General features: G+C 70.9%; 18 protein-coding genes and 1 pseudogene. 9 read left to right on the top strand and 10 right to left on the bottom strand.

Going from position 1 to position 25,300, the window contains the following annotated elements; all coding sequences use genetic code 11:
• Nucleotides 1-217: 217 nt before the first annotated feature.
• From I6A81_RS23190 to I6A81_RS23165, 6 genes are all read right to left on the bottom strand, one after another.
• A complete protein-coding gene (locus I6A81_RS23190) occupies nt 218-1,681 on the bottom strand; it encodes a catalase (protein WP_203003056.1) in 1,464 nt (487 codons plus the stop codon).
• A gap of 363 nt (nt 1,682-2,044) precedes the next feature.
• The gene (locus I6A81_RS23185; protein WP_203003054.1) at nt 2,045-2,761 is read right to left on the bottom strand and encodes a TetR/AcrR family transcriptional regulator; all 717 of its coding nucleotides are present in this window, start codon (nt 2,759-2,761) and stop codon (nt 2,045-2,047) included.
• Between the two features lie 241 nt (nt 2,762-3,002).
• The gene (locus I6A81_RS23180) at nt 3,003-3,857 is read right to left on the bottom strand and encodes an SDR family oxidoreductase (protein ID WP_203003052.1); all 855 of its coding nucleotides are present in this window, start codon (nt 3,855-3,857) and stop codon (nt 3,003-3,005) included.
• A 94-nt stretch (nt 3,858-3,951) separates the two neighbouring features.
• Nucleotides 3,952-5,052 (bottom strand): phosphotransferase family protein, encoded by a 1,101-nt coding sequence (locus tag I6A81_RS23175; protein WP_203003050.1) that lies wholly within the window; start codon nt 5,050-5,052, stop codon nt 3,952-3,954.
• A gap of 42 nt (nt 5,053-5,094) precedes the next feature.
• The gene (locus I6A81_RS45735) at nt 5,095-6,294 is read right to left on the bottom strand and encodes a cytochrome P450 (protein WP_203003048.1); all 1,200 of its coding nucleotides are present in this window, start codon (nt 6,292-6,294) and stop codon (nt 5,095-5,097) included.
• Complete coding sequence (locus I6A81_RS23165; RefSeq protein WP_203003046.1) at nt 6,291-7,457, bottom strand: hypothetical protein; 1,167 nt, start codon at nt 7,455-7,457, stop codon at nt 6,291-6,293. Before I6A81_RS23165 ends, I6A81_RS45735 begins: the two co-directional genes overlap by 4 nt.
• A 203-nt stretch (nt 7,458-7,660) precedes the next feature.
• Here I6A81_RS23165 and I6A81_RS23160 point away from each other — a divergent pair, with 203 nt between their 5' ends.
• From I6A81_RS23160 to I6A81_RS23130, 8 genes and pseudogenes are all read left to right on the top strand, one after another.
• Nucleotides 7,661-8,422, top strand: coding sequence for a hypothetical protein (locus tag I6A81_RS23160; protein WP_203003044.1), 762 nt, complete (start codon nt 7,661-7,663; stop codon nt 8,420-8,422).
• Nucleotides 8,419-9,189 carry an SDR family NAD(P)-dependent oxidoreductase gene (locus I6A81_RS23155; protein WP_203003042.1) on the top strand — a complete coding sequence of 257 codons (771 nt, stop codon included), beginning with the start codon at nt 8,419-8,421 and terminating at the stop codon, nt 9,187-9,189. Before I6A81_RS23160 ends, I6A81_RS23155 begins: the two co-directional genes overlap by 4 nt.
• A gap of 68 nt (nt 9,190-9,257) precedes the next feature.
• Nucleotides 9,258-10,856, top strand: a complete 1,599-nt coding sequence (locus I6A81_RS23150; protein ID WP_203003040.1) for an AMP-binding protein — start codon at nt 9,258-9,260, stop codon at nt 10,854-10,856.
• Nucleotides 10,857-11,362: 506 nt separating this feature from the next.
• Nucleotides 11,363-11,605, top strand: a pseudogene (locus tag I6A81_RS45730) (FHA domain-containing protein); the annotation flags it as partial.
• Between the two features lie 786 nt (nt 11,606-12,391).
• Nucleotides 12,392-15,163: an ATP-binding cassette domain-containing protein gene (locus I6A81_RS23145; protein WP_407661350.1), complete on the top strand. Its 2,772-nt coding sequence runs from the start codon at nt 12,392-12,394 to the stop codon at nt 15,161-15,163.
• 678 nt (nt 15,164-15,841) lie between these two features.
• Nucleotides 15,842-17,134, top strand: coding sequence for an ABC transporter substrate-binding protein (locus I6A81_RS23140; protein WP_203003028.1), 1,293 nt, complete (start codon nt 15,842-15,844; stop codon nt 17,132-17,134).
• Nucleotides 17,135-18,493: 1,359 nt separating this feature from the next.
• Nucleotides 18,494-19,543: a hypothetical protein gene (locus I6A81_RS23135; protein WP_203003027.1), complete on the top strand. Its 1,050-nt coding sequence runs from the start codon at nt 18,494-18,496 to the stop codon at nt 19,541-19,543.
• Nucleotides 19,544-19,610: 67 nt separating this feature from the next.
• Complete coding sequence (locus I6A81_RS23130) at nt 19,611-20,423, top strand: class I SAM-dependent methyltransferase (protein ID WP_203003026.1); 813 nt, start codon at nt 19,611-19,613, stop codon at nt 20,421-20,423.
• A gap of 229 nt (nt 20,424-20,652) precedes the next feature.
• Here the strand turns inward: I6A81_RS23130 and I6A81_RS23125 are convergent, their stop codons facing one another.
• The gene (locus I6A81_RS23125) at nt 20,653-21,771 is read right to left on the bottom strand and encodes a glycosyltransferase (RefSeq protein WP_203010300.1); all 1,119 of its coding nucleotides are present in this window, start codon (nt 21,769-21,771) and stop codon (nt 20,653-20,655) included.
• 147 nt (nt 21,772-21,918) lie between these two features.
• On the opposite strand from I6A81_RS23125, the gene I6A81_RS23120 reads away from it, so the two are divergent.
• A complete protein-coding gene (locus I6A81_RS23120; protein WP_203003024.1) occupies nt 21,919-22,194 on the top strand; it encodes a winged helix-turn-helix transcriptional regulator in 276 nt (91 codons plus the stop codon).
• 441 nt (nt 22,195-22,635) lie between these two features.
• Here I6A81_RS23120 and I6A81_RS23115 read toward each other — a convergent pair whose 3' ends face one another.
• From I6A81_RS23115 to I6A81_RS23105, 3 genes are all read right to left on the bottom strand, one after another.
• Nucleotides 22,636-23,217: a dihydrofolate reductase family protein gene (locus tag I6A81_RS23115; RefSeq protein WP_203003023.1), complete on the bottom strand. Its 582-nt coding sequence runs from the start codon at nt 23,215-23,217 to the stop codon at nt 22,636-22,638.
• 65 nt (nt 23,218-23,282) lie between these two features.
• The gene (locus tag I6A81_RS23110) at nt 23,283-24,104 is read right to left on the bottom strand and encodes a helix-turn-helix domain-containing protein (RefSeq protein ID WP_311445638.1); all 822 of its coding nucleotides are present in this window, start codon (nt 24,102-24,104) and stop codon (nt 23,283-23,285) included.
• Nucleotides 24,105-24,326: 222 nt separating this feature from the next.
• Entirely contained in the window at nt 24,327-25,115 is a 789-nt protein-coding gene (locus tag I6A81_RS23105; protein WP_203003022.1) for a DUF6928 family protein, read from the bottom strand.
• Nucleotides 25,116-25,300: the final 185 nt, after the last annotated feature.

Raw genomic sequence — 25,300 nt, 5'->3', positions numbered from 1 at the left:
CAAGTGACGGCGCCCACACCCCTCGCCCGGCGGCGGCCGACCGGCCGGGTTCAGCCGCGCCCGGGCGTCGCGACGGCCTCGGCCTGGCCACCCAGCTGGGTGGCCAGGCCGAGGATGAGCCCGGAGCGCGCGCCGGCGGGGCGGCGCCCGGATGGACCGTCTGTTACTCCGGCCCGCGCGCTGCTGCCCCTGCCCGCGCTATGGCGCCTGTGCCGCGCTATTGCGCCTGGGCCGCGCGGACGCCGGTCTCGACGGCCTCGCCGAGGTCCTTGTCGACGTTGCGCCAGTACTCGAAGGCGCGCAGGAGCACCGGTTCGCTCACGCCCTTGAGCAGGTGGCCGACGATGTTGCTGACCAGGCGGGCCCGGGCCGCGTCGTCCAGGACGTCGCGCACCAGCGTGCCGGGCTGGCCCCAGTCGTCGTCGTCCCTGCGCAGCGTGTACGCGGTGCGCACCATCTCGCCGTCGGCGTACCAGTGGCCACCGTCGTCGGTCAGCGCCGGTTCGGCCGCCGGGCCGCCGTAGGAGTTCGGCGCGTAGACCGGGTCGGAGACGTTCTGGACGCGCATCGCCCCGTCCTTGGTGTAGCTGTGGACGGGCACCTTCGGCGCGTTCACCGGGATCTGCTTGTAGTTGACGCCGAGGCGGGCCCGGTGGGCGTCGGCGTAGCTGAACCCCCGGGCGAGCAGCATCTTGTCGGGCGAGAGGCCCGTGCCGGAGACGGTGTTGTTCGGCTCGAACGCGAGCTGCTCGATCTCGGTGTGGTAGTCGGTGACGTTGCGGTCGAGCGTGAGGCGGCCGACCTCGTGCAGCGGGTAGTCGCCGTGCGGCCAGACCTTGGTCAGGTCGAAGGGGTTGAACCGGTAGGTCTTGGCCTCCTCGAACGGCATGATCTGCATCTTCAGCGTCCAGCTCGGGAAGTTCCCGTCCCTGATCGCCGTGTACAGGTCACGCTGGTGGTAGTCGCCGTCCTGGCCGGCGAGGCGGTCGGCGTCCTCCTGGGTGAGGAAGTCGATCCCCTGGTCGGTCTTGAAGTGGTACTTCACCCAGAACCGCTCGCCAGCGGCATTGATCCACATGTACGTGTGGCTGGAGTAGCCGTTCATGTTCCGCCAGGTCTTCGGGATGCCGCGGTCGCCCATCAGCCAGGTGACCTGGTGGGCGGACTCGGGAGACAGCGTCCAGAAGTCCCACTGCATGTCGTTGTCGCGCATGTTGGTGTCGGCCCGCCGCTTCTGCGAGCGGATGAAGTGCTGGAACTTCATCGGATCGCGCACGAAGAACACCGGCGTGTTGTTGCCGACGATGTCAAGGTTGCCCTCGCTCGTGTAGAGCTTCACCGCGAAGCCGCGCGGGTCGCGCCAGGTGTCGGGGCTGCCGCGTTCGCCGGCCACCGTGGAGAACCGCACGATGGCGTCGGTCCGCGCGCCGGGCTGGAACACCGCCGCCCGGGTGTAGGCGCTCAGGTCCCTGGTGACCTCGAAGGCGCCGAACGCGCCGCCGCCCTTGGCATGCGGCTGACGCTCCGGGATGCGCTCCCGGTTGAAGTTCGCCATCTGCTCGATCAGGTAGTGATCCTGCAGCAGCAGGGGACCGTCCGGCCCGACCGACAGCGAGTGCTCGTCACTGGCGACCGGGATGCCGGCGTCGGTCGTCGTCGGACGACGTTCCTGAGTGGCCACGTGCGGGCTCCTTATGTCGGGACCTCACTGTCCGAAATGCCGTGCTGTCCGAGATACCGTTCCGTCCGAGATGCCGTGGCTAGATGTCCGTCCGAAATGCCGCGCCCGGCCACGCGGCCACAGCCCGTCGGCGACGGCGGCCGTCGGCGCGCCGTCGGGTCACGGGCGCGGACAGCCCGCGCAGTCCGAGCTACCCGAGCGCGACGGCGCCAAACGCGGGTCCCGATGTGGCCCGTGTTCGTGTTCGAGGCTGTTCGGACCAATGGGGCGGCAGATCCGCCGACTCATGCGGGCGGGCGACCGGCGCCCCGGCGCCCTGACGCCGAGCCGCGGACGCCACGCGGCCGCTCGGCGACATGTCGCCTATTTCTGCTCAGCCCGGTTATCTGGAACCGAAAGCGGCCCGGTCGGACCCGCGTTGCCCGGGGGGCTCAAGGCCGGGCCGACAAGGGCTCGCGTGATGTATCTGTCCACGAACGCCCGCTTCCGGGCCGGCGACCAGCCGGACCAGGGCGGGCTCATGATGATGACGCCCGCGGCCATCATCCACCGGACGGTTTCCCGGAGATCCAGGTCGGCGGCGAGTTGTCCGCCATCCCGCCACCGCCGCAGAAGCGGCCCGAGATGGCGGTACACGGCGTCCACGATGGGTTCCGCGGTCAGTTCCAGCGTCTCCGCGAGGGATCGGCTGCCGGCGGTGAAGAGCGCCTCGTTGACGGCGTCACCGTTGATCAGGTCCGTGCACTTCAGGAACACGTCGCAGATCGAGGCCGCCGCGTCCTCGGGCCGCGGAAGGGAACTGATGACGCCCGTCATGGCGACATCGACCCTGCTCAGCAGCACGGCGAGGATGAGTTCGTTGCGGTTCTTGAAATACCGGTAGACCGTGGAACGGGAGACGCCGGCCTCGACGGCCACCTCCTCGATACGGATCCGGCTGGTCCCCCGCCGCGCGAGGCAACGGCCCGTCGCCGCGACGAGGCGGCGGCGCGCCTCCTCGTCGTCGAGGAGCGCGCTGTCGTTGCCCCACCATCCCGGTGTGCGCTGCCCCGCGCCGTCCTGGCCGGCGACCACCGTCATGGGGCCATGGTAGAGGCGGCGCGGCGCCCGGCCGGCCCCGCGACGTGGGGCCGGACGACCGACGAGCCCGCCGGCGCGAGGCACCGGGGCACGAGCGGGCCGCCACGCGCGCCGCCACGACCAGCGGGTCCGCCGGATCGTGGTCGTCCACCGGGCCTCGCTGGTCCGCCGCGCGGCGGAAGCGGCTGCAACGGCCGAGCGGGAGCCGGAGCCGGCGCCCACCGGCCGGCCGTCGTCGGGATCATGACGTGGTGCGCGCCGGCTCCGCCCTTCCCAGCAGGGCGTCCGTTCCCCCGAACCGGGGCGCGACCAGCGCCGAGTAGTCCGGGCCACGGCGCAGGCAGAGCCCGCCGTCCACGTTCATCACCTGCCCGGTCACCCGGCTGGCTCTCGGCGACAACAGGAAGCTGACGAGCTGCGCGACGTCGTCGACGTCGGAGGCGCCCCCGAGTGGCGTGTTCTCGTCGTAGCTCTCGTAGACCGGCGTGCCCGGCGCCGCCCAGCTCATGATCTCCGTCGACGTGAGCCCCGGGCGGACGGCGTTGAACCGGATGCCCGCCGCCCCGTACTCGTCGGCGGCGTTGCGGATGAGCTCCTCCACGGCCGCCTTCGCCACCGGGTAGGCCCCGAAGTAGGGATGCGTCACATGCCCGGCGATGGACGAGATGGCGACGACCGAGCCCGTGCCCGCGCGGGCGAACAGCGGGACCGAGTGCTTGACCAGCAGCAGCGTGCCGACGACGTTCAGCGTGAGGACGCGGGTGAACTCCTCGAGTTTCTGGGCGTGCAGCGGAGCCAGGGCGCCGCCGCCGCCCGCGTTCGCGACCACGCCGTCGAGGCCGTCGCGCCACTGCGCCGCGAGCTCGACGACCCGCGCGACGTCCGGCTCGCTGGTGACATCAGCGACGTGGTACCGGACCGCCTCGCGGCCGAGCTCGGCATTGATCGACTCCGCCGTGGTCTGGAGGGTGGCCGCCGTGCGGCCGAAGATCGTCACCCAGGCGCCGTCGCTCGCCAGCCGTCGCGCGATACCCGCGCCGATGCCGGTACCGCCGCCGGAGACCAGCACCGACAGCCCGTCAACCTCGTTCGTCATGTTCTGTCCCTCTTTGGTCACGGGCGCGCCCGCCCGGCGGGCGGAACGCTCAGTGCGCCAGACAACGGTCAGCGCGCCAGGTCAGTGCGTCAGATCAGCGCGCCAGGTCAGCGGACCTGGCGCGTGCCTCGTCGAAACGCTCGGGCCGCGGCTCGACGGGCCCGGTGGGCAGGTCCTCGTCGACGCCGAGGGCACGCAGGGCGCGCCGGGCATAGGGGCGAATGCCCAGCGCCATGAAGCCGAACCTCGGGTCGTCCGAGTGCCCGGCCTCGAACAGGGCGGCGCCGACGAGGAGGATCACGCAGGTCTTGAACGACTGGAAAGCCCGGTACCACTCCCGGTGCCGAACCGGTATGCCGGTCAGCTCCTCGTAGTACGCGAACGCCTCGTCGGCGGTCAGCGCCGCCGGGCGGCTCGTGAAGAAGCCGGGCGTCTTCCAGAGAAGGTCGAGGTAGCCGACGTCGGCGAGGGGGTCGCCGATCCCGGCCATCTCCCAGTCGAAGACTCCGGTCACCTCGCCGTCGACGAAGGCGAAGTTGCCGGGCTTGGGGTCGCCATGGACCAGGGTGACCCGCTCGGACGGCGCGGGCTGGCGTTCCCGCAGCTCGCCGAGCAGCCGCTCCAGCGCCGGCAGCTCGCCCCGCTGGACGCGGCGCATCTCGGCGGTCCAGTGGTCGAGCTGGTCGTCGAGATACGACCGGCCGTCGCCGAGGGCCGCGAGGCCGGTGGCGGGCAGGTCCACGAGGTGGATCGCGGCGAGCTGTTCGACGAGCGCCCGCGTCATCCGGCGGATCGTCGCGGGGCGCGCGTCGAGCTCCGCGGGTATCTCGGTCTCGTAGACGTCCCCGTCCACCCGCGCCATCACGTAGAACGGCCGTCCCAGCGCCTCGCCCGTCGCGTCGAGCCACAGCACGGCCGGGCCGCGGACTCCGGTCCGTTCCAGCGCCCGCAGGATCGTGAACTGCCGGGCCATGTCATAGGGCTCCAGCAGGCCGGGAAAGGGCGGGCGAAGCCGCAGCACGAGATCCTCGCGGCGTTCCTCGGTGCCGTCGCGCCAGGCGAGCGTCAGCGTCGTCATCTCGGCCGAGTGGCCGAACGCGACGCGGCTGGAGTTCTCGACCCGCAGGTCGGTCGCGGACGGAAGCCGCTCCTGGAACCAGGAGGTCAGCCGTTCGAGAGCGTCGTCGTTACTCATTGCCTGCTCCGTCTGCCTGCTCCGGGTGGTCGCGGCCCGTGCTCAGCTCGCCGTGAAGCGGATGCGGATCTGGTCGTAGGCCCGCGCGAAGGTGGCCGGCAGGATCTTGGGCTCGTCCGGGTCGACGAGTTCCCAGTCCGGCATCCTGCGCAGCATCTCCTCGAACATCACGCGGATCTCGAGGCGCGCGAGATGGGCGCCGAGGCACACGTGGGTGCCGAAGCCGAAGGCGACGTGCCGTTCGGACGCCCTCGTCACGTCGAGGGTGTCGGGATCCGTGAAGGCCCGCGGGTCACGGTTCGCGGCGGGGTAGAGCAGCAGGATCTGGTCGCCCTCGCGGATGTGCTGCCCGTGCAGCTCGTGGTCCCGGGTCGCCGTGCGCCTCATGTTGAGGACGGGCGACACCCAGCGGATGAACTCCTCGACCGCGCTGTGGGCGAGCAGCTCGGGCTGGTCGCGCAGCAGTCGCCGCTGCTCGGGGTGCAGCGCGAGGTCACGGGTCATCGTGCCGATCACGGTCCGGGTGGTCTCCGCCCCGCCGTCGAGGACCAGGATGGTCTCGTCGAGGACGCGCTTGGTGCTCCACCCGGGCGTGGTCGCCCACAACGAGATGAGGTCGTCGCGCGGCTCCGCCCGGCGGATCTTGATGATCTGCGCGGTGGTCTCGAGGAAGTCGGTGATCACCGGGATGAGCCCGGGGTGGGTGACGTGCGGCGGCCCGTCCGGCGACGTCTTGCCGGACAGCAGCATGATCTGCTCCGACCAGTACCGGACCCGCTCCCAGAGCTCCCGGGGGTAGCCGAGCAGGTCACCGATCACGATCGCGGGAAGCCGCGAGGCGATGGCCTCGATCGCCTCGCACTCGCCGAGCGGCGTCACGGCGTCGAGGATCTCCGTGACGACGCCGCGGACGTGCTGTTCGTGGCCGCGGATGGCTCGGGGGGTGAACCGCCGCGCCACCACGTTGCGCTGGGTCTGGTGGTCGGGATCGTCCAGATTGATCATGGACAGGTCCTCGCGCAGGTCGATGTGCGGCCGGGAGCCGTAGAACGACGAGTACAGCGCGCCGTCCTTCTCCACCGCGAGGACGTCGGAGAAGCGGGAGACGACCCACAGCTTCTGCGCCGGGTCCCAGAAGACCGGGGCCTCGTCGCGCAGCCAGCGGTAGGAGTCCCACGGGTCCACGTAGAAATCCGGGTCGAGAACGTTGATCCGCCGCTCGGCGGCCGGCGCGGTCGTCACGCGAACGACACCAGGAAGTCGGAATCGGCGGTCAGGCCGAGTTCCGGCCACTCGCCGTGGATGAGGCTCTCCATGATTCCGTACCCGACCGCGTCGCCCTCCCGGACCCGGACAGGCGTGTCACGCAGCTGGCCGAGGACGCGCAGGTTCTCGTCGCTCCAGCAGTCCTTGAGGTACTCGCCATCCAGGTGCAGCTTCCCCAGCCACGAGCCATGGATGTGCCCGTTCCAGGAGCCGTATCCTCCGGTTTTCAGGAAGAAGCCGGCCTCGCCGAGCGCCTCCACCTCGATGACCCGCTGTTCGCCCGACTCCATGGTCAGGTGCAGCTCCCCGCCCTTCACGAACCGAGTGCGGGTGTCGTAGCTGATCCGCGGCTCGGCCGCGCGGATCTTCGACTGCCTGCCGTCGGCCTCGTTCAGGTACGCCGACGTGTACCCCCAGGCGCCTTCGGCGATGAAGATCGCGGTCTCGTAGTACGAGCCGTCGGGGCGGCGCAGGAAGGCCGGCGTCCACTTCATGCCGCCCTTACCCTGCCCGGCCAGCCCTGGGACCTTGCCCCGGATCAGGTCGGTGGGCGGTGTTCCGACGGCCTGCCGCACGCCCCAGGAATGGTCGCGGAACCCGAACCACGCCTCGGGGCGGACGTCGTGTGTCTCGCCGCCGACCGTGACGGTGCCCGACACCCAGCCGCCCTGGTGGTAACGAATGACGTTGACGTCCACCCGGCCCGTGCGGCGGTTCCGGACGAGATTGCGGTCCTCGAAGAAGGGCGGAGTCACCCCGGACAGGACGAGATCGAACGAGATCGGCTGCACGTCGTTCTGCTCCAGCCGGAACCGGACCTGGTTCAGCGCCTCGACGACCTCGTAGTGGATCGGGCCGACGGCCGTCTCCTCCGGGCTGGTACGCAGCTCCCGGCTGCCCCGGACCGTCCACTGCTCACGTCCGCGGGAGACACCGGCGAAGCCGTCCATGACGCCCCGGTTGTGGTACTTCCCCAGCCCGAAGTCGACCTGCAGGGAGCCGTCGGTGCTGGCCAGCGAACCCCAGATCTTCTCGGTCCAGGCCAGGTCGGACTCGGCCACGGTGGCGAACGTGTCCACCAGCTGATGGTTGAGGGTCTCGTCAGCGCCTCGTAACGCGCCGATGTCGTTGGGTGCCATCTGTCTCGTCACCTCTCGGCGTGGCAGGGCGGACGGGGTCCGCCGGTCACCGACCACGGTGCGGGCGGCCGCGGGTGTCAGCCCACGGCGACCACGCGATGAGACAGTACCAACCAATCGACCCAGGACGAGACAGTTAGTAAGTTCTGTCGCGGCGGGAGCGCCGCGACGAGGTCCCGCGGCCGAGTGGCTGGAGAGCACGCGTGACGACCAACACCGGACCGGACGACACCGATGACCCGGACGATGGCGACCACCTGGACGGCAACGGCGTCCTGGGGGACGACGGCGTCCTGGGGGACGACGGCGTCCTGAACGACACCGATCTCCTGGGCGACGGCGACGTCCTGCGGGCATTCCGTCTCATCGACCGGCGACTCGCCGAGGCGCCCGCGCTTGGCACGCCGCGGCTGCTGCGCGACCGGCTCGCCAGCGAGCTGATCGGTGACGCCGACCGCCTGGGCAGGACGCTGGACCCGGCGTTCACCCTCGTGACGCACGCGGGCGGAACCAGCACGACGACCGGCCGGGCCGCCCTCGTCGAGACCGTCCGCCGCCAGGGCCAGGCGAAGGGCGCGGCGATGACCTGGCTGCGCCTCGCGGATCTGGTCGTTGACCGGGATGTCATCGCCGGGCAGGGCGTACTGCGCACGCTGCTGGCCGCCCCGCTCGCCGCGCGGCAGGGATGGCGGGACGTCGAACCGGCGGACCGGTGCCTCACCACCATCCCGATCGCGTTCTTCCTGCGGTTCGCCGGCGGCCTCATGGTGTCCGAAGTCCTCTACCTGGACGCCGCCGCGAGCAAGCGGACGGTCCTGCGCAACGGTTCCGGGCCCGACCCGCACCGCTGCCTCCGACTCATCGACGGCGACACCGATCGCGACACCGATGGCGACACCGATCGCGACACCGCCAGCCCGGCCGCGGGTCCGGCGGCGGGCCGCGCCACGAAAGGTGACTCATGAACCTCACGGCCGCGTCGGCGATCGTGACGGGCGGCGCCGGCGGGCTCGGCGCGGCCACCGTCCGGCATCTCGTCGGGCTCGGCGTCGGCGTGGTGATATTCGACCTGGACGGCGAGCGCGCGAAGAGCCTCGCCGCCGAGCTCGGGCCCACGACCACGGCGGTCTCCGGCGATGTCACCGTCGACGCCGACGTCGCGTCCGCGATCGACGCCGCCCGGGAGCTCGGCACCCTGTCGATCGTGGCCAACGTGGCCGGCGGCGGCACCCGGCCGGCCCGCACGGTCGGCCGGGATGGCGCGCCGCACGACCTGGCGACGTTCGTCGGCACGCTGGCCAAGAACACGGTCGGGACCTTCAACGTGACCCGGCTGGCGGCCGCCGCGATGGCCGCGAACACGCCGGATGAGGACGGTCAGCGCGGCGTCGTCGTCAACACCGGGTCGCTGGCCGGGTTGGAGGGACAGGCCGGCCAGGTCGCCTATGCGGCGGCGAAGGCGGCCATCCTGGGCATGACGCTGCCCCTCGCCCGCGACCTGGCACCGTTGGGCATCCGGGTGTGCGGCATCGCGCCGGGCACCATCGGCACCGACCTCATGCTCAGTGCCTCCCAGCAACTCAAGGACAAGCTGGTCGCCACCATCGTCTTCCCGCACCGCATGGGGCGCCCCGCGGAATTCGCCCTCCTGGTCGAGGCGATCATCCGCAATCCCTATCTCAACGGCGAGAACATCCGGCTCGACGCCGCGCAGCGGTTCCCCGCCAAGTAACGCCAACCAGGCGGCGGTCGCCGCCAAGTAGGCCATGTGACCCGCCCGGAGACCGGAGGCACAGCACCATGAGCGGCGTATCGCCCGACGAGGCGGCGGACCTGTACCGCGGCGCGTTCCTTCCCGACCTGCTGATCGCGGCGCTACGCCGGCACCCCGACCGGCCCGCGATCCACCTCGACGGCGGGACGCTGACCGGCGCCCAGCTGTCCGCGCGGATCAGCAGGTACGCGCAGGTCTACACCGCCAGCGGCGTCCGGCCGGGCAGCGGCGTGGCCATGCTCTCCACGAACCGCCCCGAGGTGCTGTACGCGATGGGCGCCTACATGGTCGCCGGCGCCCGCAACACCTCGCTGCACCCGCTGGGCTCGCTCGACGACCACGCCTACGTCCTCGCCGACGCCGAGATCGAGACGCTCGTGTTCGACCCGTCCTTCGCCGAGCGCGCCGCCCAGCTCGCCGAGCGGGTGCCCACTCTCAAGCGGCTGCTGTCGTTCGGGCCCTGCGAGGTCGGCGAGGATCTGGCCGCGCTCGCCGAGGGCTACGAGCCGCGGCCGCTGGTCGCCCCCCGGCTCGACGCGGAGGGGATCGCCGCGGTCGCCTACACCGGCGGGACCACCGGTCAGCCCAAGGGCGTCATGGCCACCTACCGCGGCAGCGCCACGATGACCCAGATCCTGCTCACCGAATGGCAGTGGCCGACCGACCTGCGCCACCTCGTCTGCACACCCCTGAGCCACGCGGGCGCGCCCTTCATCGTCCCGGTCCTGCTCCAGGGCGGATCCGTGGTCGTGCTCCCCAAGTTCGACGCCGGCCAGGTCCTCGACGCGATCGAACGCCACCGGATCACCTCGATCTTCCTGGTCCCCGCGATGATCTACGCGATCCTCGACCATCCCCGGTTCGACCAGACCGACCTGTCCAGCCTCGAGACGGTCTTCTACGGGGCCTCCGCGATGTCGCCCACCCGGCTGCGCGACGCCATCCGGCGGATCGGGCCGGTCTTCTTCCAGTTCTACGGGCAGACCGAGGCCCCGCAGACGGTGCTCGTGCTGCGCAAGGAGGAACACGACCCGGACGACCCCGCCCGGCTGGCCTCCTGCGGACGGCCGGTGCCGTGGCTGAAGGTCGCGCTGCTCGACGACCAGGGACGCCAGGTACCACCCGGCGAGCCCGGGGAGATCTGCGTGCGCGGCCCGCTGGTCATGAAGGGCTACTGGAACAAACCCGAGCAGACCGCCGAGGCGCTGGCCGGCGGCTGGCTGCACACCGGCGACATCGCCCGCCAGGACGAGCACGGCTTCTACACGATCGTCGACCGCAAGAAGGACATGATCGTCAGCGGTGGCTTCAACGTCTTCCCCCGCGAGATCGAGGACGCGCTCTCCGCCCACCCCGCGGTCGCCGCGGCCGCGGCCGTCGGCGTGCCCGACGAGAAGTGGGGGGAGGCCGTCAAGGCCGTCGTCGTGCTCCGCGCCGGCACGCCCGCGTCCCCCGAACAGCTGGCGGCGGAACTGACGGCGCTGGTCAAGGAGCGCAAGGGCCCCCACCACGCTCCCAAGAGCGTCGAGTTCGTCGACGCCCTCCCGCTCACCGCCGTGGGCAAGCCAGACAAGAAGGCCCTGCGGGCCCGCTACTGGACCGGCGCGGCCCGCCAGGTCGGCTGAACCGGAGCCCCGTCGCCCCCCGCCGCCCCCCGCCGCTCACGCGGCGGGCCGCGGTCCGGGGATTTCCGGGACACGCCGCGCCGCGCGTGTACTGACGAACGCGACCCGCCGGTCACGGACACAACCATTCCGGGTGCGCAACGCATCGGTCTGGTGAACCCCTCCCGCGTCGTCCCACCGTCGGTTCGGGGCACCTATATGCCGAGTTATGCTCGCCCTCGTGCGCACCACCCCGGGCTGGCTCAAATCAATCATCGTCCCGCTGGAAGTGCCGTTCTCCCAACGGGTGCCGCCCGCGCGGTCCGCCGGTTGTTGAACGGCGGCTGAGGCCGGCGGTACGCCCGAACCCTCAGGTCACGGGCATGCGGGCCACGGCTGCCCCGGCGCCGCGCGGCACCAGCTGATTACCGGCCGTTCACCAGTTCCCAGGCGGACGGCCTTCACGCGATGCGCGCTCCGCCGCTCTGGAAGACATCTCACTGGGGGGTCATGGAAGCGGGGCGACGATGTCAGCCGGGCTGACCATACGCAGCGGGCACGAGATCCTGGCCGTCATTCCGGAGGGCCAGTCGTGCGTGATCGGTCGGACGGCCGGCGGTGACCCCCTGCTGGCGGACGACCGGGTCTCCCGGCGCCACCTGCTCATCGAGCCGACCACCGAAGGCTGGGCCGCGGTGGACATCAGCACGTTCGGCACCTGGCAGAACGGCGGCCGGGTCGGGCGGGTGCTGATCCACGACGAGTCGTACCTGCGGCTTGGCTCCCCGGAAGGCCCGATGCTCACGCTGGTGCCGCACCCGCCGGCGGCTCCGGCGGCCGCGCATCCGCCGACGTTGGCGGTGTCCGTCACATCGGTCGACGAGCCCGCCGACGACCGGCCCTGGGCCGACGCGTCGCGGCCGGCCGACGCGTGGGGACGTCCCGCCGAGCGCGCCGAACGCCGGGACGAGCACTGGAACGCCGCCTCGGCCTGGGAGCAGCCCGCCGGGCCCATGCCCGTGCCCTTCGGGGACCCCTTCGTCGCGTCGCCCCTCGCCGAGCACTGGGACCCCCAGCCGGCCCCAGCCCAACCCGAGCCCCAGGACCCACAATCCTGGAGCCCCCTCGGCGGCTCGCCCCCCGCCAGCCCCTGGGACTCCCAGCCGCCGCCCCCAGCCCACCAACCCCAGGACACACCCGGGCCCCCTGCCCGCACCGAGTCCTGGAACCCGCTCGCGACCTCGCGCCCCGCCGGGCCCTGGGACCCCCAGTCCGTTGCTCCCCCCGCCGCTTCCCAGGCCGGGCAGGTCCCGTCGGGCTCATGGGCCCCGTCCGTCCCGATCGGCCCCTGGGACCCGCGGGCCGATGCCGTCCCCACCCGGTCCTGGCGGCCACAGCCCGAGGCGTCCCCCGCCGAGCCGGGGGACCCGCGGCCGTCTGGGCCGACGGCCGCCAACCCCTGGGACCCGCAGGGAACCCTCGTCATCGACCGGTCGGATCTCGGCGGCCTGGTACCGGAGAGCGCCGGGCGGTCGCGGGGCGGCTTCGCCGACCCGGTGGCCGACCCGGTGGCACCGCCGGTCGCCGACCCGGCCAGGCCACCGGGCCTGCCATCGGTCTCGCCGCCCGCCCGGCGACCCGTCGCCGGCGGGGCGGCGGCCCCCTCCGAGTGGCCCGTCGAGGACCGGACCGCGTCGCCGCCCCCGGTGAGGTCCGCGCCGCGCACGGCGTACCCGACCCCACGACTCGCCCCGGCCCCACAGCCCGGTCCGGCTCCACGGCCCGCCCAGGCTCCGCGCCCCGCCGCCCGCCGCGCGGACGAACCCGTCGCGACGCCGGACGAGAGACACGGCGACGAACCGGTCGGCGCTTCCTCCACGCGCCGCGCGGGCAGGCGGAGCGAACCGGCACAGCCGCGCGCCGCCGTCCCCCTCACGGTCAAGCGTCATCACGAGCGTCCGACACTGCTGCCCAGGAAGGCGCGCTCCGGGTCGGGGCCTCGGATGCCCCCGGCCGAGGGCGACCCGCCGGACGGCGGCGCGGGCCTTGGCCGGGTCCACACGCTGCGGCCCGGCCGGACCGTGATCGGGCGGGCGCTGTCGAGCGACATCGTCGTCGGGGACCTGCTGACGTCGCGGGAGCACGCGGCGCTGTTCGTCGACGCCGACGGTGTCGAGATCGTCGACCTCGACTCGGCGAACGGCACGTACGTCAACGGGCACCGGGTCGACCGGGCACGGCTGCGGGCCGGTGACTTCTTCTCGATCGGGCACCACGTCTTCCACACCGGCGCCGCCGCGGCCCAGGACGCGGCGCCGACCCGCCTGGTCGAGTACCTCGACCGTGGCGACGTCACCTTCCAGGTGGACGGGCTGTGCGTCGACGTCGGCGAGACCCGGTTGCTGCACGACGTCACGTTCCGCCTGCCCGGACGGGCTTTGCTGGGCGTGATCGGCCCCAGCGGCGCCGGGAAGTCGACGCTGCTGGGCGCGCTGACCGGCTTTTCCCCGGCCACGATCGGATCCGTCCGCTATTCCGGCCGCGACCTCTACGCCGAGTACGACGAGCTGCGCCGCCGGATCGGCTACGTCCCGCAGGACGACATCCTGCACACCGCGCTCACCGTCCGCCAGGCCCTCGAGTACGGCGCTCAGCTGCGCTTCCCCGCCGAGACCACCCGGGAGGAACGCGCCAGGCGCATCGACGAGGTCCTCGTCGAACTGGGCCTCACCAACCAGCCAGACGGGAACGACCAGCCGGATGGCGCCGACCAGCCGGGGGAGGCGCCGGCTCGGCACTCCGGCCGGGATTCCGGGACCGCCGGTCGTCGGCGTCGTCCGGGCGACGCCGAGGGCTTCGTCGGCGGCGACCTAGACGGCCCCGACGATTTCGTCGGTCTCCACGGCCTGGAGGAGGGTCTCGACGGCCTGAGCGGTCTCGACGGTCTCGACGGCGAGGCGCCCAGGGGCGTCGACCTGCCCGGGCTGAAGGTCTCGAAGCTCTCCGGCGGGCAGCGCAAGCGGACCAGTGTCGCGTTGGAGCTGCTGACCCAGCCGACCCTGCTCTACCTCGACGAACCCACGTCGGGCCTGGACCCTGGCCTCGACAAGGAGGTCATGGGGTCGCTGCGCCGGCTCGCCGACGGCGGCCGGACCGTCGTCGTCGTCACGCACAGCGTCGCCAACCTCGAGCTGTGCGACTACCTGCTCGTGCTCGCCAAGGGCGGCCATGTCGCCTACTTCGGTCCCCCCGAGCACGCTCTCGAGTTCTTCGGCCGCGACAGTTGGTCGGACGCCTTCCAGCTACTCAAGAACCCGAAGAGCGCGGTCAAGCTCGCCCACCGGTACCGGAACTCGAAGTACTTCATCCGCGGCTCGGCGAGCGTGCCCAAGCCGCGGCCGGCGCCGTTGGAGAACATCCGCCAACAGTCGGTGCTCTCGCAGGCGCTGACGCTGAGCCGCCGATATGTGCGGGTGATCGCCTCGGACCCGTCCTACCTACGGCTACTGATCGCGTATCCGATCGTGCTCGGCCTGATACCTCGGACGTTACCGTCGGCCTATGGCCTGGCCGTGTCGCCCGCCCCCGACGAATCGAACACCGCCGCGCCCAATATTCTGCTGATCCTCATCCTCATGGCCTGCTTCATGGGAATGTCGAACTCGATCCGGGAACTCGTCAAGGAACGCGAGATCTATCGCCGAGAACGCGGCATCGGCCTGTCCACCGCGGCCTACGTCGGGTCCAAGGTCGCGGTACTCGGAATGATCACTACGGCGCAGAGCGTCGTGCTCACCCTGGTCGGCCTGGCGGGCGTGCGGATCTCGGGAGACGGCGTCCTCCTCGGCATGCCCCTGCTGGAAGTCATGATCGCGGTGGCGGCGACCGCGATCGCCTCGGCGATGATGGGTCTGGTGGTGTCCGCGCTGGTCGACAACGCCGACAAGACCCTGCCACCGCTGGTCGTGCTCGCGATGGCGCAACTGGTATTCATGGGCGCGATGATGCCGCTGATGGGGAAGGTCGGCCTGGAACAGCTCTCCTGGCTCTTCCCAGCCCGCTGGGGATATGGCGCGACGGCCTCGGTGATCGACCTCATCACGGTCCAGCGGATCGGCGACGAGCGGTTCGCCCCGGGAATTCCGGTCGACCCGCTGTGGAAACACACGACGACGACCTATCTCACCGACCTCGCCGTCATCGCCGTCATCGGCCTCGTGTGCGCGATCGTCGCCGCCCGGCTGCTGCGCCGCCTCGACCCCCAGAGCGCCCACAGCGCCCGGCGCGCCCGCGCCCACTCCAGCACCCGCGGCCGCCGGCGGCGCTGACCTCGAAGTCGCCGCGGCCGGCCGCCCGCGGGCGCGAGTCACCCGACACGACGCGGTCACTGGAAACGAAACCAGGCTGAAATCATCCGCCCTCGTTCGATCGGGCACGGCCCGACCGATCCGACGATTTCGACGCGATCCCACGAGGGCGCGGCGGCCCGAGGGGCCTGGCCCACGGGATATCCGGCCTCGACCCTCGCGCCACGGCCGCGGGCCCGCTCGTCGCGCGCGGGGCCCGCGGCGGGACACGACGGAAGTCCTCCGTCATTCTCGGGCGGCACCGGGTGAACCCGGAGACCGAGGCAACGGACGCGGGCACCAGCGAGCCGTCATCCGACCGCGTATCCAGGCCAGCCCGGACTTTGACTTCCAGTGGACGTGACCTGCCCGACAGCACGGGCGCGCCCGAAGGGGCAGACCGCGCGCCACAAGATCTACAATCACCCAAATGTTTACCGGGAGTTCGCCGGGCGCATCTTTCCGTTGCCAGGCGGGTGGTCGCTAGCATCGCCATTGAAATCGACGCCAAATAGGTAGAACCCGAGCCGCGGCAGACTGCGCCACGCCGGCCGACCGTGACGTGGGACACATTTTGCACTGGGTCCTCCGAGGCGGCGGGCGCGAGGTTCACAAAGCCGGGTGACCGCCGCCGTTTTCGCTCAGAGGAGCCCGCTCGCAATGTCGCCACCATCTCGTCGGCGAGCATTCAGGGCCGCCGCGTTGACGGTCAGCGCCAGCACCCTGGCGGTCGGCCTGGTCGCGTGCGGCGGCCTGAGCGAGGACTCGGCCGACGGCACGCCCTGTGGGACCACCACGCCGGGCATCACGCCCACCGAGGTCAAGCTCGGCATGACCTGGAGCGACAGCGGCCCGTCCGCGAGCACCATGACCGCCTTCCGGGCCGGCGTCGACGCCCGTCTCCACGTCGTCAACGACGAAGAGGACGGCGTCTTCGGACGCAAGATCACCTATGCCTGGCGAGACGACCAGGCCGACCCGAAACTCAACGTGACCATGGTCCAGGAGCTCATCGACCAGGAGAACATCTTCGGATTCATCTACGGGTCCGGCGGCGGTAAGGACTCGGTCGAACTGCTGCAGGAGCGCAACATCCCGGTCACCGGCCTGGCCAGCAACCCCGGCTGGCAGGGCAAGAACAACATGTTCTCGTGGTTCTACCTGGGCAACGGCTCCAGCACGGCCTGGGGCAAGTACATCCGCGCGCAGGGCGGAAGCCGCGCGGCCGTCTTCGCGATCGACGGGAGCGCCACCAGCGAGGACTTCACGCAGCAGTTCGCCGCGAGCCTGAAGGCACGCGACGTCGAGGTCGTCCAGGAATTCCATACCACCAGCGCGGTCACCAACTACCGGATACTCGCGCAGCAGATCAAGGCGGCGAACATCGACACGCTCGGCGGCATCCTGCTCCCGGAGGTGGCCGCCAACCTGCTGCCGGAGCTTCGCAAGGTCGGCCTGGCCCTGGGCGGCAAGCTCAAGGTCGTGCTGATGCCCCTGGGTTACGACAGCAGCAACCTGACGAAGTACGGCCAGTCGCTGGCCGGCGTCTCGATCTTCACCACCATCAAGCCCTTCGAGGTCAACACCCCGGGGCAGCAGAAGTTCAGGCAGGCTATGAACCTCTACTCCCCGGAGACCCAGCCGCCGACGCAGGACAGCGCGGTCGACGGCTGGCTCGCGGCCGACCTGTTCATCCGCGGCCTCGAGGAGGCCGGGCAATGCCCGACCAGGGAGTCGTTCATCTCCGGCCTGCGCGCCGTGAAGGACTACGACAGCGCGGGAATGACCCCGGAGGACAGCATCAGCCTGTCGACGAACTACAAGAACGTCTCGGTCTGCTACGGCGTCATCCGGGTCAGCCAGGGCGGTGACGCGTTCGAGGCGAACCCCCAGGCCGAATGCGGCGTCGAGATCAGTCCCGAACGGATGAACACCCTGATCCAGCAGCCCTGAGGGGTCGCCCGCCGGGGGCATAGCCTCGCCGGGCAAGTGGCCCCGGCTGCCTGCTGGCCTGATCGGGCTGGCGTCCTTCGCGCCCGCGGACCCGCGAGGGCGGTCAGCCCGCACACTCCGCGTCTTCGGTCGAGTGGGAGGGCCGGACGCATCCCGTCGTCGCGCGCTCGTCCGCGCCGTGCTGGTCAACGCTGGCCAGCTTCTCCGCGTCTCTCGTGACCGGCCAGGTCACCGGCCCACCCCGACACCTCTGGAACGAGACTGGCGAAACTTCGGTTGGCGCGCACCTCCGGCGTGATCACGCCGACCGCCCCGTGACCAGCACGAATCCACGACCGAGTCGGGACAGGGCCCGCGACCCAGGTAGCGGAGCGAGATGAGACAGATGGATGAGACAGGCGGCACGGGTCGTTGGAGAAGCGGGCCGCCGCGTCCGACGGGCATCTAGGGCGGGGTCACCGGTCACCGTCACCGGTGACCGGGCGGGCCACGGTGAGCAGGCTCTGTCCAGGTGCCGCGGCGTCCAAGGTGCCGCGGCGTCCAAGGTGCCACGGCCGCCGCGTCGCGCGGGTTCCGGCCGACGGCCCGCCGGCAGCTGGCGAACCCGCGCGATCGCGCGGTGCGCGCCCCTTTGCGCCTCCACGCATCCCATGCACCTCATGCGCGCGATCATGCGTGCCCCTCCGGCGTCCCATTGCGCGCCGCCGGGGCCGCACGGGTGGCTCCCCGCCGCGGGCCGCCACACCCGCGTCTCCTGAAGTCGGATTCGAGAAACCATTTCGACCCGCGACGACCGAATTCCGCCAAACGGTTTGATATTGGAGCTTGTTGCGACGGCTCCTTGCGACCGCGACCCCGGGGAGCCTGCGCGGAGGTCGCCAAAATATTGTCCCAAATTCCCTGTCGTGCGACCTTGCTGCGCATCAGGCCGCCGAGTTTCCTGGCGATGTGGCTTTCCGCGGTCGTTCGCGGCGGCGCCAGGCAGGTCGGTAAAGCGGAAGGATGACGAGGAGCGTGCGCGGAGCTATGGGCTTGCGAGACCCGGCCCACATCGGCCGGGGTGGACCGACCCGACCTGGACCGGACGGTCCGGGTACACCGAGCGGTACCACCACGGTCTTTGATCGTTGCCGGCGCGACGAAGCCGGCGGCCGGATGCCCGGCATCCCCACGTCCATGGCGGCGCGGCAGTTTCATTCGCGGCTACCCGGGCGGGCCGCCGGGGAATCCGCTGGTAGGCCCACCCCCCTGCCCGACGCGCCCGCGGGGCGCACGCCAGGGGACCGAAGAAAGGATCTGCGCAGTGCCGCTAGCCCATCCTTCCGCAAGCTTCCCGGTGCCTGCCCGGACGGTGTGTGGGTGAACCTCGCGGGAGCCCGCCCCAAAGGTCCGCGCCCAGATCTGGAGGACGGACCGCAGAAAATCCTCCTGACCCGGCTGAACGAGCTCAACAATCCATACAGGGTCAGCTACGAAATGGTTTCCCGACAGTTCTGGTCGGACCAGGGAACAGCAAAGATCAAGCGCTCCCGGACGCGGGACCTGAGCCGCCAGTTCCGCGGCGAGAAGGCCATCGAATGGCGGGTCGTCGAGATCTACGTCAACCTGCTCTTCACCGCGGCCGACCCGGCGCCGGCGGCCGAGCTCGCGTACCTGCGCGAGTTGCACACGCAGGCGTTCGGGACGACCGTCAACCCCGACGGCACCCCCTCTCCGGAACCCACGGCCGCCCCGGCGGCCCTGGTCGACCCGGCCCACGTCGCCGAGCTGGAACGCCAGCTGGAGGAGGCCAGGACCCGTGCGGCCTTCGCCACGGCGCTGCTCGTGATCGTGCAGGCGGAGAACACGGCGCTGCGCGGCCGCGGCTCGGCCTTCGACTGGTTCAGCCCGGTTCCCCGCGCGGGCGACACCGCGGCCGAGGCCGCCGAAACCGGCTCCGGCCCGCGCATCGGCAGGCGGGCCGCCGGCGCGTCCGCGGCGAGTTCCACGCCGAGGGCGGGTCGCCGGGAGCCCGCCCCTCGTTCCGACACCGACCCCTCCCAGCCCGTCGACCCGGCCACCACGCCGATCGTCCGGCTCCAGAGCTACCGTGCCGGGCAGCGGCGCCGCCCCGGCTCGACCAGGTCGGCCCTGGCCGACGCCTTCCCGCTCAGCGGCCGCGCGCCGGCCAGCCCCGCGGCCGCGCCGCCCTCCCCGTCGGCGCTGGCCACCTTCCCGGCGCCAGTTCCTTCGCCGGCGCCAGCTCCTTCGTCAGCGCTGGCCACCTCGCCGCCGGTGACGGTCTTCGCCCGCGACCGCTCGGCGTCGGCATCCCCGCGCCGCGCCCCCGCATCCGACCCGCCCGCCGACGACTCCGGCCTGGACATCCTGGTCGGGCGCGAAAAGCGCCGCCGCCGCAAGAACGGCTGAGACCCTGAGTCCCTGAGGCGCGCTGCGCAACAGTTCGTCACGACGGTTAGTCCGAAAGGATGACGCGATGGCTGGCGCCCATCGGGGTTACCTCGGGGCAGTGTTCAACGAGGTGGCGGAACTGTACGACCGGGCACGGCCGGGTTATCCCGACGAGTTGTTCGCGGACCTCGGCACGCTCACGGGCCTGGACGAACGGTCGTCGGTGCTCGAGGTGGGGTGCGGTACGGGGCAGGCGACACGTTCGCTGGCGGCGCTCGGCTGCGCGGTGACCGCCGTCGAGCCCGGCACGGAACTGGCCGCGCTGGCTCGTCGCCGGCTCGCGGCCTTCCGCGACATCACGATCGAGACGTCGACGTTCGAGGAATGGGACGACCGCGGGCGGCGCTTCGACGTCCTGGTGGCGGCGTCGGCATGGCACTGGGTCGACCCCTCGATCGGCTGGCGGCGAGCCCACGACCTGCTACGTCGCGGAGGATGGATCGCGCTGCTTGGCCATGTCGTCGTCCGCCGGCCCGGCGAGCCGGAGGTGTACGCCGAGACCGCTGACCTGCACGAACGGTTCTCCCCGGGCAACCCCGACTGGGGCCATCCACCCTTCGAGGACGACGTGCGCGCGACCGGCGAGGGCTGGGGCACGGTTCCCGGTCCCGGTGCCCTGTTCGGGCCGACGATCGTGCGCTGGTGCCCGACAGTTCAGTGGTTCGACGGGAACGGCTTCGCCGACCTCCTCCGATCGACGTCGCCGTACCGACGGCTCCATCGCGACGTCCGGGAGCCCCTGCTCGACGCAATCGCCGAACGCGTCCGCACGCGCCTGGGCAATCGCGCATCACGTCGCTATATGAGCGTTCTGCGTCTCGGACAGCGCGCCGACTGACCCCGGCCGTGCCTGCCGCGCGGCGGCGACGGCGCCGTCCAGGCCCCGGCCGCGCCGCTCGCCGTGCCCAAGTGCGAGCAGCCGTAGCCCTGTGCCCGGCCTCGCGGGAAAGCCGCGAGGCTAGGCCAAGCTCGCCTCGTTTCCTGCGTATCCCGGCCCGAGGCCGTGCAGGCTCGCGACTTCCTCACGAACGACACCCTGACGCTGGCCAGGCTGTGCCTGTCGCCCTTCATCGGGCTCGCGCTGGTGGCTTCGGCGCGGGGTCCGCGATCAGCGACGCGAGCACGTCGTCCGCGCTTGGCATCGTGTCGATTTCCTTCTGCACGGCGCGCGCCGCTGCCGCGTACCGCGGTTCGCCGAGCAGCCGGCCCACCGCGCCGGCGATCGCCGGCGCGGTGGCCGCGGGTCCGTCGAGCACGAGCCCGACGCCAGCTCGCTGTGCGGCGGCGCCGTTGGTGAATTGGTCAGCGCCCTGGGGCAGCACGAGTTGGGGCAGGCCGTGCGCTAGCGCGCCGAGCAGGATCCCGGCGCCGCCCTGGGAGACGACGAGGTCGCAGCGGGGCAGCAGCAGCGCGTGGGGGAGGTAACGCTCGACCAGGACGTGCGGCGGTTGCGGGCCGAAGCGGTCGGGGTCCACGTCGGGGCCGACGGTGACGACGAGATTCGCTGGCAGCTCGCGCAGCCCGGCGATGGCGGCGTCCAGCGCGCCGGGTCGGCGCTGGTGGAACACCGTGCCGAGGGTGAGGTGCACGGTGCGCTCGTACGGCAGCGCCAAGAGTGCCTCGGGTAGCCGCTCGCCCGGCGCGGGCTCGCCGAGACCGGGGCGCAGCGGCTGCACCATGCGCTCCGACCTGCTCGGCAGTTGCAGGGTGGGCGGGCAGATGGACAGGTAGACCGCGCCGCGGTATGCGTCGGCGAGGTCGGGCACGTCCCAGCGCAGGCCGAGCTCGTCGATGTCCGCGGCGAGCGCCTCCCAGTCGCCGAGCGCGGCGATGCCCAGCCCATGTATGACGTGGCGGGTCTCGCCGCGGGCGGCAGCGATGGCCCCGGCGAGCTCCATCTCTTCGGACACAAGGAGATCCGGGCCCCAGGCAGTGGCCAGGGGGAGCAGGTCGACGCAGCGCTGGGCGGCGGTGTGCCAGAAATGGGCCAGTGAGTGCGGTGTTCCCGCCTCGGCGGACGTGGGCCCGATCGGCCACGCCGTCAGGCCGCGACGCGCGACGTGCTCGGCGAAGTCGGCGCCGGTGGCGACGACGACCTCGTGCCCGGCGCGCCGCGCCGCCAGCGCGAGCGGAAGCACGGTGTTGACGTGGCCGAAGAACGGGCAGGCAGTGAACAGGATTCGCATCGGCTGCTTCTCATCACGGGTGACGTGGGCATGTCCGAAGCTAGGAAGCCTTCTTCATCTTGTGAAGGGCACTCTCATGCTGTAGTAACTTCAGAAATGGAAAGTACGCAGGTCACGCTGCCACCCCTGACGCCAGATGTCTGCCCCGTGACACAGACTCTGGCGTTCGTGGGAAGCAAGTGGACGCCGCTAGTGATCTTCCAGCTGCATCTCGGCGCGAGGCGGTACGGCGAACTGCAACGGGCGATGCCGGGCATCAGCCCGAAGACGCTGGCCGAGCGGCTTCAATCCCTGGAAGAGCGTGGGCTGGTCACCAGGACCGTCTACCCCGACAAGCCGCCGCGGGTGGAGTACGCCCTCACTCCGCGTGGTCACGAACTCGGCGACATCCTCGACACGATCGCCACGTGGGCCACGGCTTGACCGGAGGACCTCACTCACGGCTGGTCGTGGCTGGGCTGCCGGCTTCCGGGTCAGCCCGACAGCCGCGGTGACGAGGCGGTCGCGCAGTCCGGCGGGCATGCGCGCGATCATCGCGAAGGCAAGCAGGCCACGACCCGCCCGGTACGGTCGGCGGGGCCGTCATGCTGTCACGGCCGTCACCAACGGACAATCCACCGCCATGGATCGACGCCACCCCTGGACGCGATCCGGGAGCACGACGAGCCGCTCTTCCTGGGGGTCGGCCAAAGATACGACGGAAACCGGCAACCAGTGATCTTGAGTTGAACTTGCCGCGGGTGAGGTGCTGGGGCGGATCGGCGTCGGCTGCCCGACCAGGGACAGCGATGCGCAAACGCGGCCGGAGGCCCGATCTTGTGTCACCGTTCGCGGTGGACTTCTCCGCGTACCCGCTCAGATCGGTCAACGGCGCACCCGATAGCGCAGGTGAAGCACCCGGTTGCCCTGAATCATCACGTCAGGATCCTCCAACAGGTGCTGCGCGTGGACCGACCCGAAGTAGCACTTGCCGGACCCGAACACGACGGGTACGACGTCCATGCGCACCTCGTCGACCAGGCCCGCGGCAAGCGCCTGGCCGCCGACGTCGCCAGCGGCGACCTCGACCACGCGATCACCCGCAAGCTCCTGCGCCTTCGCCACTGCAGCCTCAATGCCGTCGACAAAGTAGAACGGCGCCTCGGGATGCCAGCCCTCGGGCCTGCCCCGGTGGGTCACGACGACAACGTGGTCGATCCCGCTCGGCGGCGTTCCGTCCCAGCCGTCCGTCATGTCGAATACGTGGCGACCTGCGATTGTCGCCCCGATCTGGTCCCAGTAGGGCCGAGTGTGGTCGTAGGACGTCTGCGACACCTTCAAGACGCCGCTCTCGTCCAACGGCACGTCACCGCTGGTCAACCAGTCGAACAGCGGTCCGGGCTGGTCGTTCTTGTCCGCGATGAAGCCGTCGACCGACACCGAGGCGTACATGACCACCTTGCCCATGGGACTCTCCTCTGCTCGGGGTGCCCCCAAACTAGCGAGTCGTGAGCTGTCGGTCTTGTAAGAAATCAATCGGCCGGCAGCGACCAGCCGTCCAGCACGCTGCCGGGATGCTCGCGCAGGAAGCGCCGCCGTACTTCGATGTACTGGGTTGGAGTGAGCCCGGTGAACTCCCGGAACTCGTGGCCGAAGTGAGCCTGGTCGAAGTAGCCTGCGCCAGCGGCGACGTCGCCCCAGTCGATCGGTTCGGCGGGGTCGATCGCAAGCACGGTCGCGGCAAAGCGTTGGGAGCGGGCCAGCCGCTTCGGTGTGACACCGATGAGCTCCTTGAACCGCCGTGCCAGATGAGTGCTGCTGACACCGGCCGCCACGCTCAGATCGCCGATCGCCACCGCCCCACTGTTCGCCACGATGACACTGCTCATATCGCGAACCAGGCCCAGGCCGGCGGTCTCACGCAGCCGTCGCATCAGCTCCTCCTCGAGCAGCGTCAGCATCTCGTGCGGTCCGTCCGCCGTGGCCAGCCGGTCTCGCAGCTCGGCAACGGCGGGCCGGCCCCAGACCTGCTCTATCGTCACTGGCCGGTCGCACAGCTCGGCCGCCGGCATCGGCAGGAACGGCGCCAGGCCCCACGGCTTGACGTGCGCGCCGACGGACTTGGTCCAGAGTGGGTAGCCGAACTCCCACGCGCGGGTGGGCGTGGCGACCACGCAGCCGTCGGCGTACTCGGCCGTCTCGATGTCGGTGCCGGCGCGGATGCGGAACGGCGCTCCGAGGTTGACGATGAGCAGCGCCGCCGGTGCCGGCGGCAGCGTCAGCCGGGCGTACGGCGGCGTCCCCTCCAAGTAGTAGAGGTCATCGATCAGCCCGTCCAGCGGCGGTCGCGGCACTCTGGACACGTACTCCACGCCCACAGCATCGCCGACGCCCCGCCGGCATCGCGCGCCGGGATGGTCCAGCCGCGCTGCCGCCAGCATCGAGCCGGCGCCGATCCCGGACGAGCGCCTGGCCGCGGACATTTGCGTGGGATACGCGCGAGGAAACCGCCACGGCCACACCCGGGTCAGGCACCAGAACTCTCCATCAATAAATGATGGGGGGTCAGATCGTGATCACTCCTGCTCATAAAGCAGACGGTCCACGACAAGGTCGTCGACCTCGATCAGAGTACCGTCCGGCCCCATCCTGAAAAAGCGCGGTGGACCCATGGATTCCATGGCCCTCCTTAGCTCCTCTTCCTTCTCCGCGGGATCCGGGCCGTTCGGGTCCCGCACACGGAAGCCATGGAGGTGAATTTCGTGTTTGGCGAGGTCGCCGGGCTCGGGACGACCTTCCAGAACGAACCCGAAGAGCGCGCGCAGCGCGTCTTCGCCAAGTTCGAGGGGGTGAAAGGCCAGCGGATAAGGAGTGTCCTCATCACCCGGCCAGGGAATGACATCTGCCGGGTGGTCGCCGGCCCAGTAGGAAAGCTCAAAGGGAAGCGGCTCCCCGATGTTCTCGATAATCCCGCTGTCCGGCGACAGGCTCAGGGAACGAACGAGACGCCCGTCCTCCCACACGGCAAACGCAAGCCAGTCGACCACACTGTGCATGGCATGAAGGACCAGTCGCCGGCCCGCACTCGCCGCGACGAGGTGCTCCGGAAGCCGCGACGGAAAGTCGAGCATCACACCCTGGTCGCAGACAACCTCCACCCCAGGCCAGCTCGCCGCATGGACCGTCCCCTCCGGGGGGTACACACCATCCCCGAGGTCCGAGCCCTCGGTCTCCTCAATCTCCCAGCCCGGATAGAAACGGCGCATCATTGCGGACGTCCGCTCCAGATCCGCCGCGCCTACCTGTCGCAGCAGATCCCGCGCATCACCGTCGGCATACACCAGAAAACCGGTCTTTGCTCCCAACGCGTCTCCCTGCACGATGACTCAGTGGTCGCCGTAGCATATCCGCCCGTTCTGGCACCGGAAGTGTGAGGACGAGGGCAGCGAGGAGGGCCAAGGCGGCGACGAAGACCTCGGAGACGAAACACGAGGACGTTGGCTGTACATAGGCTTCACAGACGGTCTCAGATGACCGGCACAGAACGTTC

This window comes from Frankia nepalensis, assembly GCF_016786325.1.
In the GTDB taxonomy this organism is placed as follows: domain Bacteria; phylum Actinomycetota; class Actinomycetes; order Frankiales; family Frankiaceae; genus Pseudofrankia; species Pseudofrankia nepalensis.
Note: the sequence above shows the minus strand (reverse complement) of the source record. Positions and strands in the feature narration are given on the sequence as shown.